The sequence below is a fragment of the Streptomyces sp. NPDC003032 genome, assembly GCF_053591415.1.
This window is the reverse complement of record NZ_JBSFTT010000079.1, coordinates 1-13,378: the sequence shown is the minus strand read 5'-3', so window position 1 is coordinate 13,378 and position 13,378 is coordinate 1. Positions and strand designations below refer to the sequence as shown.

13 protein-coding genes are annotated in these 13,378 nt (G+C 71.2%); 6 read left to right on the top strand and 7 right to left on the bottom strand.

From position 1 onward, the window contains the following. The 4 genes from ACWDZ7_RS41635 to ACWDZ7_RS41620 all read right to left on the bottom strand — a co-directional run. Positions 1 to 1,022: biotin/lipoyl-containing protein (locus ACWDZ7_RS41635; RefSeq protein WP_451803988.1), on the bottom strand; the 1,022-nt coding region annotated here is incomplete at its 3' end. 2 nt (positions 1,023 to 1,024) lie between these two features. Continuing rightward, on the bottom strand, positions 1,025 to 3,706 hold the full coding sequence (gene aceE / locus ACWDZ7_RS41630; RefSeq protein ID WP_451803984.1) for a pyruvate dehydrogenase (acetyl-transferring), homodimeric type: 2,682 nt from the start codon (positions 3,704 to 3,706) through the stop codon (positions 1,025 to 1,027). Between the two features lie 261 nt (positions 3,707 to 3,967). Continuing rightward, positions 3,968 to 4,666, bottom strand: a complete 699-nt coding sequence (locus ACWDZ7_RS41625) for a DsbA family oxidoreductase (RefSeq protein ID WP_451803982.1) — start codon at positions 4,664 to 4,666, stop codon at positions 3,968 to 3,970. A gap of 10 nt (positions 4,667 to 4,676) precedes the next feature. Then, entirely contained in the window at positions 4,677 to 5,336 is a 660-nt protein-coding gene (locus ACWDZ7_RS41620) for a GntR family transcriptional regulator (protein WP_451803981.1), read from the bottom strand. Positions 5,337 to 5,675: 339 nt separating this feature from the next. Between ACWDZ7_RS41620 and ACWDZ7_RS41615 the strand changes: the two genes are divergently transcribed. The 5 genes from ACWDZ7_RS41615 (at position 5,676) to ACWDZ7_RS41595 (ending at position 9,309) form a co-directional block, all read left to right on the top strand. Further along, complete coding sequence (locus ACWDZ7_RS41615) at positions 5,676 to 6,830, top strand: pyridoxal phosphate-dependent aminotransferase (RefSeq protein ID WP_451803979.1); 1,155 nt, start codon at positions 5,676 to 5,678, stop codon at positions 6,828 to 6,830. Next, the gene (locus ACWDZ7_RS41610) at positions 6,820 to 7,332 is read left to right on the top strand and encodes a DUF6190 family protein (protein ID WP_451803977.1); all 513 of its coding nucleotides are present in this window, start codon (positions 6,820 to 6,822) and stop codon (positions 7,330 to 7,332) included. The genes ACWDZ7_RS41615 and ACWDZ7_RS41610 overlap by 11 nt, the downstream gene beginning before the upstream one ends. Next, positions 7,319 to 8,155: a dihydrodipicolinate synthase family protein gene (locus ACWDZ7_RS41605; protein WP_451803975.1), complete on the top strand. Its 837-nt coding sequence runs from the start codon at positions 7,319 to 7,321 to the stop codon at positions 8,153 to 8,155. The genes ACWDZ7_RS41610 and ACWDZ7_RS41605 overlap by 14 nt, the downstream gene beginning before the upstream one ends. Before the next feature lie 62 nt (positions 8,156 to 8,217). Further along, positions 8,218 to 9,057 (top strand): iron-containing redox enzyme family protein, encoded by an 840-nt coding sequence (locus tag ACWDZ7_RS41600; protein ID WP_451803973.1) that lies wholly within the window; start codon positions 8,218 to 8,220, stop codon positions 9,055 to 9,057. Beyond that, entirely contained in the window at positions 9,058 to 9,309 is a 252-nt protein-coding gene (locus ACWDZ7_RS41595) for a Rieske (2Fe-2S) protein (RefSeq protein WP_451803971.1), read from the top strand. It abuts the gene before it with no gap. Positions 9,310 to 9,436: 127 nt separating this feature from the next. Here the strand turns inward: ACWDZ7_RS41595 and ACWDZ7_RS41590 are convergent, their stop codons facing one another. Then, complete coding sequence (locus ACWDZ7_RS41590) at positions 9,437 to 10,318, bottom strand: LysR substrate-binding domain-containing protein (RefSeq protein ID WP_451803986.1); 882 nt, start codon at positions 10,316 to 10,318, stop codon at positions 9,437 to 9,439. Positions 10,319 to 10,481: 163 nt separating this feature from the next. Here ACWDZ7_RS41590 and ACWDZ7_RS41585 point away from each other — a divergent pair, with 163 nt between their 5' ends. After that, positions 10,482 to 11,537, top strand: a complete 1,056-nt coding sequence (locus ACWDZ7_RS41585) for a bile acid:sodium symporter family protein (RefSeq protein WP_451803969.1) — start codon at positions 10,482 to 10,484, stop codon at positions 11,535 to 11,537. On the opposite strand, the gene ACWDZ7_RS41580 is transcribed toward ACWDZ7_RS41585, so the two are convergent. After that, positions 11,473 to 12,735: a DUF4185 domain-containing protein gene (locus ACWDZ7_RS41580; RefSeq protein WP_451803967.1), complete on the bottom strand. Its 1,263-nt coding sequence runs from the start codon at positions 12,733 to 12,735 to the stop codon at positions 11,473 to 11,475. The genes ACWDZ7_RS41585 and ACWDZ7_RS41580 overlap by 65 nt on opposite strands. A 10-nt stretch (positions 12,736 to 12,745) precedes the next feature. Then, positions 12,746 to 13,378: LamG domain-containing protein (locus tag ACWDZ7_RS41575; RefSeq protein ID WP_451803965.1), on the bottom strand; the 633-nt coding region annotated here is incomplete at its 5' end.

The following is a 13,378-nucleotide window of genomic DNA, read 5'->3' as shown; positions in this document are numbered from 1 at the left end:
GCCTGGGCGGCGGCCTTGACGAAGAACGGCATCGGCGAGAGCTTGACGCCCTCGCGGGCGGCGAAGGCGTCCTTGGCCTTGGCGCGCAGCTTCATCAGCTTGGTGATGTCGACCTCGACGACCGAGGTCAGCTGGGCCTGCGAGTGCAGGGCCTTCATCATGTTGTCGCCGATGACCTTGCGCATGCGGGTCATCTTCACGGTCCGGCCGCGCAGCGAAGAGGCCTCGCTCGAGCCGCTGTCCTCCCGTGCCGGGGCGGATTCCCTCCTGACCTGGGCGGCGGCGATGACGTCCTGCTTCCGGACGCGGCCACCGACACCGGTGCCTTTGACCTCGGAGAGGTTGACACCGTTCTCGGAGGCGAGCTTGCGGACCAGCGGGGTCACGTAGGCGCCGTCGTCGGCCGGGGTGGAGGGGGCCGGGGCGGTGGGAGCGGCGGGCCGCACCGGAGCGGGAGCCGGGGCCGGGGTGGCATCGGCGGGCGCGGGCGGGGTGGCGGCCGGGGCAGCGGGCTGCGCCGGAGCGGCGGGCCGAGCCGGGGTGGCATTGGCGGGGGCGGCGGTCGTAGTGGCGGGCGCGGCCGGGGTGGCAGCCGGGGCAGCGGGCTGCGCCGGAGCGGCGGGAGCGGCAGCCGGAGCAGCGTGGGCCGCTGGAGCGGCGGGCTGGGACGGGGCCGCAGGCTGGGCCGGAGCCGGAGCCGGAGCCGGAGCCGGAGCCGGAGCCGGAGCCGGAGCCGGAGCCGGGGCCTCGGCTGCGGGGGCCGGGGGGGCCGGCGTGGCACCCGGCGCACCGACGACGGCGAGCTTGGCGCCGACCTCGGCGGTCTCGTCCTCGCCCACCACGATTTCGAGAAGCACCCCCGCCACCGGCGAGGGAATCTCCGTGTCGACCTTGTCCGTCGAGACCTCAAGGAGGGGCTCGTCGGCCGCGACCTCCTCGCCGATCTCCTTGAGCCAGCGGGTGACCGTGCCCTCCGTGACGGATTCGCCGAGGGCGGGCAGGGTGATGACCTCGTCGGGCATGGTCACGCCTCCACTCCGTAGCGCGCGGCGGCCTGCCGTACCGTCTCCTGCTTGACCTCGCCGCGCCGGGCCAGCGTGGCGAGGGCGGCGACGACGATCGAGGGGGCGTCCACGCCGAAGTGGCGGCGGACGTTCTCCCGGCTGTCGGAGAGGCCGTAGCCGTCCGTGCCGATGGACGTCCAGTCCTGTTCCACCCAGGGGCTGATCTGATCGGGCACCGCCCGCATCCAGTCGCTGACGGCGACGACCGGCCCGGGGGCACCGGCCAGCGCACGCGTGACGTAGGGGACGCGGCCCCCGGCGCCCTCGCCCGCGGTGGCCGCGCGGAGGTTCTCCGCCTCCGCGTCGAGCGCCTCGCGCCGCAGCTCCGTCCAGGACGGGGCGGACCACACGTCGGCCGCGACGCCCCACTCCTCACGCAGGAGCCGCTGGGCCTCCAGGACCCAGTGGATCGCGGTGCCGGAGGCCAGGAGCTGGAGGCGCGGCGCGTCGGCGGCCGCGTCCGTGGCCTCCTGGTAGCGGTAGAGGCCGCGCAGGATGCCCTCCTCCACGCCCTCGCCGGACGGCATGGGCGGCTGGACCTTCGTCTCGTTGTAGACGGTGAGGTAGTAGAAGACGTCCTCGGCGTCCGGGCCGTACATGCGGCGCAGCCCCTCGCGGACGATGACGGCGACTTCGTACGCGAAGGCCGGGTCGTAGCTGATCGCGGCCGGATTGGTGGAGGCGATCAGATGCGAGTGCCCGTCGGCGTGCTGAAGGCCCTCACCGGTCATCGTGGTGCGCCCGGCCGTCGCCCCGATGACGAAGCCACGGCCCAACTGGTCGCCCAGCGCCCAGAACTGATCGGCCGTCCGCTGCCAGCCGAACATCGAGTAGAAGATGTAGAAGGGGATCATCGGCTCGGCGTGCGTCGCGTACGACGTCGCCGCGGCCGTCAGCGAGGCCAGTGAACCCGCCTCCGTGATGCCCTCGTTGAGGATCTGGCCGTCCTTGGACTCCTTGTAGTAGAGGAGCTGGTCGCGGTCGACCGGGTCGTAGGTCTGGCCGACCGGCGAGTAGATCCCGGCCGAGGGGAAGAGTGACTCCATGCCGAAGGTGCGGGCCTCGTCGGGGACGACGGGCACCCAGCGCTTGCCGGTCTCCTTGTCCCGCATCAGCTCCTTCACCAGCCGGACGAACGCCATCGTCGTGGCGATCTCCTGGCTGCCCGAGCCCTTCTTCAGGGCGTCGAAGGGCTTCGCGGACGGCAGCGGCAGCGGCTTCGGGACGATCTTGCGCGCGGGGGCGGGGCCGCCGAGGGCGGCGCGGCGCTCCTGGAGGTACCTGGCCTCCGGGGAGTCGGCTCCGGGGTGCCAGTAGGGCACCAGGGTGTCGTCCAAGGCCCGGTCCGGGATGGGGAGTTCGAGCAGGTCCCGCATGGCGCGGAACTCCTTGCCCGAGAGCTTCTTCATCTGGTGGTTGGCGTTGCGCGACTCGAAGCCGGGGCCGAGCGTCCAGCCCTTGACCGTCTGGACCAGGACGACGGTGGGCGCGCCCTTGTGTGCCAGGGCGGCGCGGTAGGCGGCGTACACCTTGCGCGGCTCGTGGCCGGCCCGCGAGGTCCCGACGATCTCTTCGAGCCGCGCGTCGCTCAGCCGGTCGCCGAGCGGGGCGAGCGCGGGGTCCGCGCCGAGGAACCGCTCGCGGATGTACGCGCCGTCGCGCGCGGCGAAGGTCTGGAACTGACCGTCGGGGACGCTCCCGAGCCGGTGGACCAGAGCGCCGTCGGTGTCCTCGGCGAGCAGGCCGTCCCAGGCCTGCCCCCACAGGGACTTGACGACGTTCCAGCCGGCCGCGCGGAACTGCCGCTCCAGCTCCTGCACGATCTTGTAGTTGCCGCGGACGGGTCCGTCGAGGCGCTGGAGGTTGCAGTTGATGACGAAGGTGAGGTTGTCCAGCTTCTCGCGCGCGGCGAGGGCGAGGGCCGCCGTCGACTCGGGTTCGTCCATCTCGCCGTCACCGAGGAACGCCCACACGTGTGAACCGGAGGTGTCCTTGATGCCGCGGTTGGTGAGGTAGCGGTTGAACCGCGCCTGATAGATGGCCGACAGCGGGCCGAGGCCCATCGACACCGTCGGGAACTCCCACAGCCAGGGCAGGCGGCGCGGATGCGGGTAGGAGGGCAGTCCGTCGCCGCCCGCCTCCTGGCGGAAGCGGTCCAACTGGCCCTCGCTCAGGCGTCCTTCGAGGAACGCTCGGGCGTAGACACCGGGCGAGGCGTGCCCCTGGACGTAGAGCTGGTCACCGGAGCCGTCCGCCTCCTTGCCGCGGAAGAAGTGCTGGAAGCCCACCTCGTAGAGCCAGGCCGCCGAGGCGAAGGTGGCCATGTGCCCGCCGAGGCCGCCGCGCTGGTTGCCGCGCGTGACCATCGCGGCCGCGTTCCAGCGGTTCCACGCGGTGATCTTCCGTTCCATCTCCTCGTCGCCGGGGTAGGCCGGTTCGGCGGCGGTGGGGATGGTGTTGATGTACGGCGTCTCCAGGAACGGCGGAACGTCGATTCCGGTGTGCCGCGCGTGTTCGTTGACGCGCTGCAGCAGCTGCGCGGCCCGTCGCGGGCCGCCGAATCCGGCGGCGGCGTCGAGGGATTCACGCCACTCGGCGACCTCGGACGGGTCCTTGTCGGGAAGCTGGTCGAGCTGGGACACGGATGATCCCCTTTCGCGTTCCTGGGTGAGGAGTGAGGAGTGAGGAGTGGGGGCCGGATATGCGGGTGGTCCGGCCGGTGTACGAGGGGCGGCGACGCGCACCGCGATGACGCCGCTTCCGCGCATTTCGTAATGCGGAAGCTTGTTTCCGTAATACAGAACGTAGAAGTCGCTGGTAGATGCAGTCAACACCTACTGGTCAGTAATGAGCGATGATCGATCATTTCTCACCATGCGAGACCGGCGGAAGCCCGGGGCAGGTCACCCGGCGGCCCGCAGCAGCAACTCCTCATAGACCTTCGGGTCGTTGCCCGTCACTTCAGGGAAACCCGTGCCGTACTTGCCGTGCCAGCGTGCCGTCACGCCGGGATTGGCGCAGTCGGAGCCGTCCGGCAGATACAGGTGCGGACTGCACCGCACCTGGTGCTCCCGGGCGCACACGAAGTCCTCCGTGATCACGCGGCGGGCCCGCCCGTCGTCCAGCCCCTCGGCGATCGCGGCCGCGTCGACGCCCGGCGTCTCCTGCGCCACGTCCACCACCACCGCGCGGGCGCCGATGGAGCGGCTCTCGGCCCAGAAGGCCCGGCGCAGCGCGAGGTCGAGCCGCTCGGAGGCCGCCAGGCCCTGCGCCTTGGCCAGTTGGACGGCTTCCAGCGCCGGCAGCGACGAGGAGGGGAACTTCCAGTCCGGCGCCCGCCACAGCTGCCAGCCCGCGTCGGGCTCGATGTGCGCCACCCCGCCGACCTCGGAGTCCGTGCCCGGCCGGGGGCTCGGCCCGTTGTTGAACAGCTCCAGGGGGAACGCCCGGTGGTCGAAGCGGACCCGCTCCTCAAGGCCGAGCCTGGCCCGCGTGGTGTGCAGCCGGTGCAGTCCCACGTGGGCGAACGAGCACCAGATGTCCGAGAACACGGTGATGGTGCCGGGCGCGACCCGCTCACGCGGGTGCGGGGTGGTGGTCATGGCGTCGTTCCTATCGGTTGTGTGCGTAGTCGAGGACGTGCAGTTCGAGCATCCGGCCCACGTAGGGGTCCTGGCGTCGGAAGGCGTCCACGATGGCGACGTGGTCCTCGGCGTTCTCGTGCAGCTCCGTGCGCAGCCACTTCAGGGAGAGGCGGGTCCACAGCTCGATGGCCAGGGACTCCCAGTTGCGCAGCAGCACTTCGTTCCCGGCGGAGCGGACGATCTCCCGGTGGAACTCGACGGCGCAGTGGATCTGGAGGTCGGCGTCCCCGTCCCGCGCCGCTTGGTGAAGCAGCTCCAGGTGCGGTTCCAGCTCCGACACGTCCCCGGCGAGCCGGCGTACGGCCAGCTGGCCGGCGAGGCGCTCCAGGGCCGCGCGTACCGGATAGACCGAGGTCAGATAGTCCGGGGTCAACTCCCTTACTCGTACACCCTTGTTGGGGATCATGTCCACGAGCTGCATGGCCTGGAGGTCGCGCAGCGCTTCACGCACGGGGCCGTGGCTGACGTCGAGCTCCTGGGCGATGTGCCGCTCGATGATGCGGTCGCCGGGGCGCCAGCGGCCGTTGAGCAACCCGTCGAGAAGGGTGCGCCGCACCTGTTCGCTCAGGGGGACGCGCTTCAACGAGGCGCCCGGCGGCGGGAATTCGATGACTCTCTCACCTGACATGGGAACTCCGGTCGGAACTGACATGGGATCGGCAGAGACTTGAGCGATGATCGATCATCGTCTAACGTACGTCACGGTGGTCGCGCCGCGCCAGGTTCAAAACCCTCAGAGGCAAACCCTGTTGCGGCCCAGCCGGGTGCGGGCCCGGCTTCTCCCCGCGTGGATGACGCGCGTTTCCGAGCAGATCTCGACCACTCTTCCGTTACCGACGCCTACGTCGATGCCGATACCGACGCCTGCGTCGGCGCCGATACCGACGTCCTCGAACGGGCCCTGCCGCCGTGCCGTGCGGGCACGCCGTCGGCCCGTGCGCGTCGCCCTCTTCCCTCAAGGAATCCTGTGACCGAGCAGCTTCTCGACCTCACTCAGCACGAGATCCAGGCACTGAAGACCCGGTTCAACCTCGCTGACGCCCACACGCACCAGCAGCAGTCCCCGGGCCAGCGAGAGATCGTCGAGGCTCTGCCCGCCCTCTGGTACGAAGCCGAGGAGACCCGCCAGGCGGACCTGGAGGACCGCTTCAAGGAGGTCTTCTTCCGGCTGCACGGCCAGAACAGCGTGCGCGCGGAGTCCACGATGCTCTCGTACGCGGCCTCCATCTCCACGCTGGTCGCGGGCATGTACCTGCGGCGCAACGAGATCAGCGTCAGCCTCGTCGAGCCCTGCTTCGACAATCTGCCCGACGTCCTGCGCAACGTCGGCGTCCACCCGGTGCCGATCCCCGAGGACGCCCTGCACGACGCCGACCGCATCTACGACCGCCTCGCCGAGGCCGTCACCACCGACGCGCTCTTCCTGGTGGACCCCAACAACCCCACCGGCTTCTCGCTGCTCAGCCACGGCCGCAAGGGCTTCGAGGAAGTCGTCCGCTACTGCGTCGACCACGACAAGCTCTTCGTCGTCGACCTGTGCTTCGCGGCCTTCGCCCTCGCCGACCCCCGCTTCGGCCGGTTCGACCTCTACGAACTCCTCGACACCTCAGGCGTGCGCTACATAGCCCTGGAGGACACCGGCAAGACCTGGCCGCTGCAGGACGCCAAGTGCGCCCTGCTGACCTGCAGCCGGGACCTGTACGAGGACGTCTACAACATCCACACCAGCGTCCTGCTCGACGTCTCGCCGTTCGTCCTCAACTTCCTCGCCCGCTACGTCGAGGACTCCATCGAGGACGGCATGGGCTCGGTGCGCGACGTCATCACCCGCAACCGCGAGACCGCCCTGAAGACCCTTCAGGGCAGCCTCCTCGAACACCTGGAGCCCGCGGTCAACGTCAGCGTCGCCTGGTTCCGGATCACGGACGACACGATCAAGGCGACCGAGCTCCAGGCGCACCTCACCCAGTACGAGGTCTACGTACTGCCCGGCACGTACTTCTACTGGAACGAGCCGGAGCGCGGCGAGCGGTACGTCCGTATCGCGCTCGCCCGCGACCCCCAGGAGTTCGCGGAGTCCCTCACCCGCCTGCGCGAGGCGGTGGACAGCTATGCCGCGTGACATCTACGTGGACGCGTCCCTGTTCATGGGGATGCACAGCCGCGACGCGGCCGTGCGCGCCGCCTGCGCCGCCTTCTTCGCGGAGCATCTGCACCGGCCGGTCGTGATGACGTACGAGGAGGTCGGCCGCTGCGACGACCTGGTGTGGAGCTACTCGCGCCACGAGCAGGACGTCTACTACCCCTTCATGGACGTGCTGCACTCCCTCATGCCGATCCGGCGGCGCGCCTACACCGCCGCCGACTGGGAGGCGCTGGCCCAGCTGCCGGCCTCCACCGATCTGTTGGCGCTGCGCGAGCGGATGCTGCTGGCGTCCGTGCTGGCCGCCGGGGGCGAACTGGTCACGGTGAACCCCCGCCTCACCGCGCTCGCCGCCGAGGGGCTGCCGGTGCGCGCCCCGGAGCGGGCGAGCGGCGCCGTCCGCTTCGACGACGCCGACGACGTACTCGACGCCCTGTACCGCACGTCCCTGACCTTGGAGGTCGACCATGCCGCCGTCTGAAGCTTCCGCCGACCGGTTCGCCGCCGTGGAGCGGCTGAAGCAGCTGCGCGGCACGGTCGTGCCGTTGGTGACGCCCGTCGACGCACGCCACAAGGTGTGCGAGCAGAGCGTCGCCCGGCTGATGGACAGCCTGCGGGGGAGGGTCGCGGGGTACATGCCGGCGCTCAGCACCGGAGAGGGCTGGAAACTCTCCCTCAAGCAGTGGATCGACATCGTGCACCTCACCGTCGAGCACGCCGACGGCGCCCCCGTGCTCGCCGGGGTCGAGGTCGGGCGGCCCGCCGGAATACTGGCGCGGGCCGCGCTCGCCGAGGCCCTGGGCGCCGACGCGATCGTGGTGCCGCCGCCGTTCCCGGCCGCCGACACACCGCGCCCCACGCTCGTCGAGCACTTCCGCGAGATCGTCGACAAGAGCCCGCTGCCCGTCTTCGTCTACCACGAGAACGCGGTCTCCAAGATGGACCTGGACGTGGCCGCGCTGCGCGAGGTGTGCGCGCTGCCGGGTGTCATCGGCGTCAAGGAGTCCAGCGGCGACGCGCGGTTCACCAAGGAACTGCTGGCCGGTGACGTGCCGGTACCGGTCTTCCAGGGCTGGGAGCACCAGATCGCCGACGTCCCCGGCGTCCAGGGATTCGTCGGCCCGCTGGCCAACCTCGAACCCGACACCTGCGACGAGGCCGTGACGTCCTTCTCCCGCGTCTCCCAGGAGCGGATCGACGAGCTGTCCGAGCGGTACGGCCTGCTGGCGGACGACTGGTACCTGCACGTCAAGACCGAGCTGGCGCGGCGCGGAGTCATCAGCACGGCGCTGGCCGTCGGCTGACCCGCCGACGGCACCGGACACCTCTCACCCTCCTCCCACCTCTCCTTGCGAAGGAGCGCCCCATGACAGCGAACGCCACCGCGGAACGCACCGCGGGCAGCCGCCTGTTCGTCCTCAACCGCACCATCCCCAGCCCCGAAGAGCTGCGCGAACTGCATGGACTCGAAGAGCGGCTGATCGCCTCCCGGGTCCGCGAGATCGAGGCCGCGGCGCCGGACCTGCCGGACCGCGCGGCGCTCGGCCGGCAGATGAAGGAACTGCTCAAGGCCGAGGAGGCCGACCCGCCGGAGTTCGAGCGGGTCATGGCGGAGGACCTGGACCTGGAGCAGTTCAAGGAGGTCGTCGCGCAGTTCGCGGTGGACGGCCTGACCGAGTCCGAGTCCTTCCTGCCGATCGTGTGGCGGCTCCCGAAGAAGGCCAAGATGGCCGTGTTCCGGGTGCTCATCGACGAGTTCGGCTGCGGGAACCTCGACCAGGCGCACTTCAACATCTACCGCGACCTGATGACCGAGCTGGGCATGTCCCTGGAGGTCGAGGACTATCTCGACCGTACGAACGAGGAGACGTACGCGTACGTCAACACGTTCTTCTGGGCGGCCGCCCGGGCGCCGCGCCCCGAGTACTTCCTCGGCACGCTGTGCTACCTGGAGTCCAGCATCCTCTACGCCTTCAAGTGCTTCGCCGCCGCGGCGCAGCGGCTCGGCCTCAAGGGCGCCCGCTACTACACCGAGCACCTGCACATCGACCACTTCCACGCCAAGGAACTCCAGGTGGCGATACGGGAGTTCGACGCCGAGGTCGATCTTCAGCCGGTCAAGGTGTGGGCGGGGTTCAAGATGGCCAGTGAGGTCATCGGCGGCGCCACCGAGGCGGCGGTCGCCTCCGCGCTCAAGGCGGCCTGAGTGAACGACGCCACCATCGAGCAGGTGGGTGAGGACAAGCTCCGCGTGCGGGTCGACGGCCGGGAGTTCGAGGTGGACGCGGCCTGCCCGCACCGCAAGGGCTTCCTCGCCCACGGCTATGTGAACGCCGCACGGCTGCGCATCACCTGCCCCCTGCACCACTCCAGCTTCTCTCTGGAGACGGGCGAGGCGATCACCGGACCCACGGACCGTCGTCTGTGCACCCGGGAGACCACCCCGCCCACGAGCTGACGCCCAAGGGCCCAACGCCGGGCGGCGTGTTCCGGACCGTCCCGGAACACGCCGCCCGCAGTGCCCGAGCCGTTGAGACTCGCCGCGGAGGCCGCCCGCATGGAGTGCTCGGAGAAGCTCACCGAGATCACCGCCCACCAGCTCCGGTGTCGCGCCGCAGGCGGTCCCCGCCCGCGAGGATTGCCGCCGCGAGCGCGTCGGCGGCGTCCTGGTCGGACGCGCGCCGCTCGCCGTGCAGCAGGACGAAGTCGATCGGGCCCAGCTCCGGCAGGCCCGCCCGGTCGGGGACGCGGACCAGGCCCGGCGGGATCAGGCCGCGCGAGTGCGCCATCACGCCGAGGCCCGCGCGGGCCGCCGCCACCAGGCCGTTGAGGCTGCCGCTGGTGCAGGCCACACGCCAGGCGCGGCCGCGCCGCTCCAGCGCCTCGAAGGCGAGGGCGCGGGTGATGCCCGGCGGGGGATAGACGATCAGCGGCACGGGCCGTTCCGGGTCCAGGCGCAGCCGCTCGGAGCCGATCCAGACCAGCTCGTCGTGGCGGACCAGCTCGCCGCGCGGGTCCTCCGGCCGCCGCTTGGCGAGGACCAGGTCGAGCTTGCCCGCGTCGAGCCGCTCGTGCAGCGTGCCGGAGAGTTCGACGGTCAGCTCCAGGTCGACGTCCGGGTGGTCGTGCCGGAAGGACTCCAGGATGTCGGTGAGACGGGTCAGGACGAAGTCCTCCGACGCCCCGAACCGCAGCCGCCCGCCGAGCCGCGTCCGTGTGAAGAACGCCGCCGCCTGCTCGTGCACCGCCAGGATGCGGCGGGCGAAGCCGAGCATGGCCTCGCCGTCCTCGGTCAGCTCGACGCTGTGCGTGTCGCGGGTGAACAGCTGCCGTCCGGTGGCCTCCTCCAGGCGGCGCACATGCTGGCTCACCGTCGACTGGCGCAGCCCGAGACGGCGGGCGGCCCGCGTGAAGCTCAGCGTCTGGGCGACCGCGAGGAAGGTGCGGAGCTGCGAAGGGTCGTACACGCGCTCCAGCCTAGTGGCGGTCATCGCGTTCCGTGATGGCAGTCAGAGCGGTGTACGGGATTCCCGATCGCGCCGGGCGGGAGGATCATGGAGAGGGAGCGCATATTCCGTTTCCGTCCCGCACTGGCCACTCATCTTCGAGCCCCCGAAAGCATGGAGCACCGTGAAACGCCTGAAGTGGCCGTCCTGGACGCCGGTCGACCCGTACATCGTGGCGTTGCTCGCGACCGTGGGAATCGCGGCGCTCATACCGGCCCGCGGCGGCGCCGCCGATGTCGCGTCCGGTGCCTCCACCGCCGCCGTCTCGTTCCTCTTCTTCCTCTACGGGGCCCGTCTTTCCACCCGGGAGGCGCTCGACGGACTCAAGCACTGGCGGCTCCACGTCACCGTCCTCGCCTGTACGTTCGTCGCCTTCCCGCTGCTCGGGCTCGCGGCGAGGGGACTCGTGCCCCACGTCCTGACCCCCGCCCTCTACAGCGGGTTCCTCTTCCTCACGCTGGTGCCGTCGACGATCCAGTCGTCCATCGCCTTCACCTCCATGGCCCGCGGCAACGTCCCCGCGGCGATCTGCGCCGGCTCCTTCTCCTCGCTCGCCGGCATCCTGCTCACCCCGCTCCTCGCGGCGGCGCTGCTCGGCAGCGGCGGGGGCGGCTTCTCGGCGGACTCCGTCCTCACGATCGTGCTGCGACTGCTTGTGCCGTTCGTCGCCGGGCAGCTGCTGCGCCGCTGGGTCGGCGGCTTCCTCGCCCGGCACAAGAAAGTCCTCGGATACGTGGACCGCGGATCGATCCTGCTCGTCGTCTACACCGCCTTCAGCGAAGGCATGGTCCAGGGCATCTGGCACCAGGTGACCCCGCTGCGGCTGCTCGCGCTGCTCGGCGTCGAGGCGGTGCTGCTCACCGTGATGCTGGCGCTGACCTGGTACGGCGCCAAGCGGCTCGGCTTCGCCCGCGGTGACCGCGTCGCGATCCAGTTCGCCGGGTCGAAGAAGTCCCTGGCCTCGGGGCTCCCCATGGCGAGCGTCCTGTTCGGGGCGCACGCCTCCCTCGCCGTCCTGCCGCTGATGCTCTTCCACCAGATGCAGCTGATGGTCTGCGCGGTCATCGCCAAGCGCCGCTCGCGCGACCTGGCGGAGTTCGACACCGGCGAGCCCGTCAGCGCGGCGCCGCGAGCCGGAGCGACACGAACCGCGGCCGGTACAGCGACACGTTCCGGCTGACGTTCGCCTGCGCGCTCGCGGCCACCGGGTCCAGCCAGTTCACGTCGTAACTCAGCACCACCCGCCCGTCCCCGCCGAGCGCCGGATGGGCCTGCGGGTTGTAGGCGGCCGTGTCCTGGCGCGCCGCGGCGTCCTTGGGCAGGGGGGCCTCGAAGGCCTTGGCGGGACCGTGCCAGGGCCCGGTGGGGGAGCAGGCCCAGTACGACGTGACGGTGGTCAGGCCCTCGGTGCCCGCGGCCATGGTGAACAGCACATACGTCCCCTCGTCCCGCACCACCGTGAACGCGCTGCCCACCCCCTTGCGCCTGCCGTCGCCGAGCACCGGCCGTGACGCGCCTTCGCGGCCCCACTCGTCGCCGTCCCAGTACTCCCAGGCGGCGGGCTCGGCGAGCCTGCCGTGCGGGACGCGCGCGACATGGGCCTGCGAGGAGGGGCGCGAGGTGGCCTGGGCGTCAGTGCCGCCGAAGACGTACGTCCAGTCGTCGTCGTCGACCGTCGTCGCGCCGTACAGGACCCGCTTCTCCGGGTCCGCGACCCGCTGCTGGTCGGACACCTTCACGATGCCCTCGACGCGCAGGTCCGGCAGGGAGAGCGTGGCGACCTCCGTGGCCAGGGGGACGCCGTAGATCCACGGGCCCTGGCTGGCCACGCGGTTCCACAGCAGGACGCGTACGACCTGTTCGTCCGAGTCCGGCGAGCGGGGCTCGACCCTTGCCGCCACCGGCCAGCGCCACTGCTGGGACGCCGGGTCGGCGAAGAGCGGGGCGGGCAGGGTGCGCTGGAGGGTGCCCGAGCGGGACATGACGACGGCCGAGTTGCGGACCATGGGCGCGTTCGCGTCACGCCAGGTGTGGGGCTGGCCCGCCGGGTTGGGCGGGGCGTGGACCTGGCCGAGGAAGGTGTCGGAGAACAGCCACAGCACGCGCCCGTCCGGCAGCCGCACCGAGTGGGTGCCGTCCCCGCCGGTCCAGTCGTCGGTCCGCGCCCCGTCGTCGCCGTAGCGCGCGAACTCGCCGGTGGTCCTGGGGTCGGCGGACCAGGACGCCACGGTGCGGGGCCCGCACGCCGTATCCGTGTCGTCGCCCTCCCGGTCGTCGTCGGGGAGGGCGACGAGCAGGACGGCCGCGCAGGCGAGGGCGAGCAGCAGGACCAGCCAGATCCTGCCGCCCGCCTGGCCACGACGCTCTTGGGCTGACACGCCCGGGACGTTAGTTGCTGCCGCGCACGCGGTCCATGGGGAGCCGGGCGACGGTGTCCCGTGTCACAGAGTTGTTCTTGGTGCGCAGGGTGTCCAGCTCGGCGTCGCTCAAGGCCTTGTCGTACACCCGTACCTCGTCGATCGACCCGGTGAAGTGGGCGCGGCTGTCCATGCGCTGCCCGATGTGCACACCGAAGGGAGAGTTGCGGCTGACCGAGCCCGGCACGTCGGCGGTGGTGACGTGCGTGCCGTCGAGGAAGAGCGTCAGACGTCCGTCGCCGCGGCGCAGCGCGACGTGGTGCCACTGGCCGTCGTTGTACGCGCTCGTGGTGCGCACGGAAGCGGACCTCGGGGGTGTGGCGCCGTCCCGCGTGGTGATCAGCCCGGTGACGCGGTCGCTCGCGGGCTCGCCGCGCAGCCACACCTGCGGCTGGTTGGTGCCGATGCCGCCCATCCAGAGCAGCGGCTGCTCGCCGGTCGCCGCCGAGTAGCGGAACCACATCGAGGCCGTGAAGTCCTTCGTACGAAGGGGCTGGTGGCGGCGGAAGGGGAGGCGTACGGCGTCGTCCGTGCCGTCGAAGGCGAGCGCGCCGCCGAAGCGCCCCTCTGTCTCCCGCGCCCCGCCGAGCACGGCGGCGGCGCG

Excerpts from the sequence above, each read along its gene's own strand:
- ACWDZ7_RS41625 (WP_451803982.1), bottom strand. The coding sequence starts at position 4,666 with ATGACCACCACCCCGCACCCGCGTGAGCGGGTCGCGCCCGGCACCATC.
- ACWDZ7_RS41620 (WP_451803981.1), bottom strand. The coding sequence starts at position 5,336 with ATGTCAGGTGAGAGAGTCATCGAATTCCCGCCGCCGGGCGCCTCGTTG.
- ACWDZ7_RS41610 (WP_451803977.1), top strand. The coding sequence starts at position 6,820 with ATGCCGCGTGACATCTACGTGGACGCGTCCCTGTTCATGGGGATGCAC.
- ACWDZ7_RS41605 (WP_451803975.1), top strand. The coding sequence starts at position 7,319 with ATGCCGCCGTCTGAAGCTTCCGCCGACCGGTTCGCCGCCGTGGAGCGG.
- ACWDZ7_RS41600 (WP_451803973.1), top strand. The coding sequence starts at position 8,218 with ATGACAGCGAACGCCACCGCGGAACGCACCGCGGGCAGCCGCCTGTTC.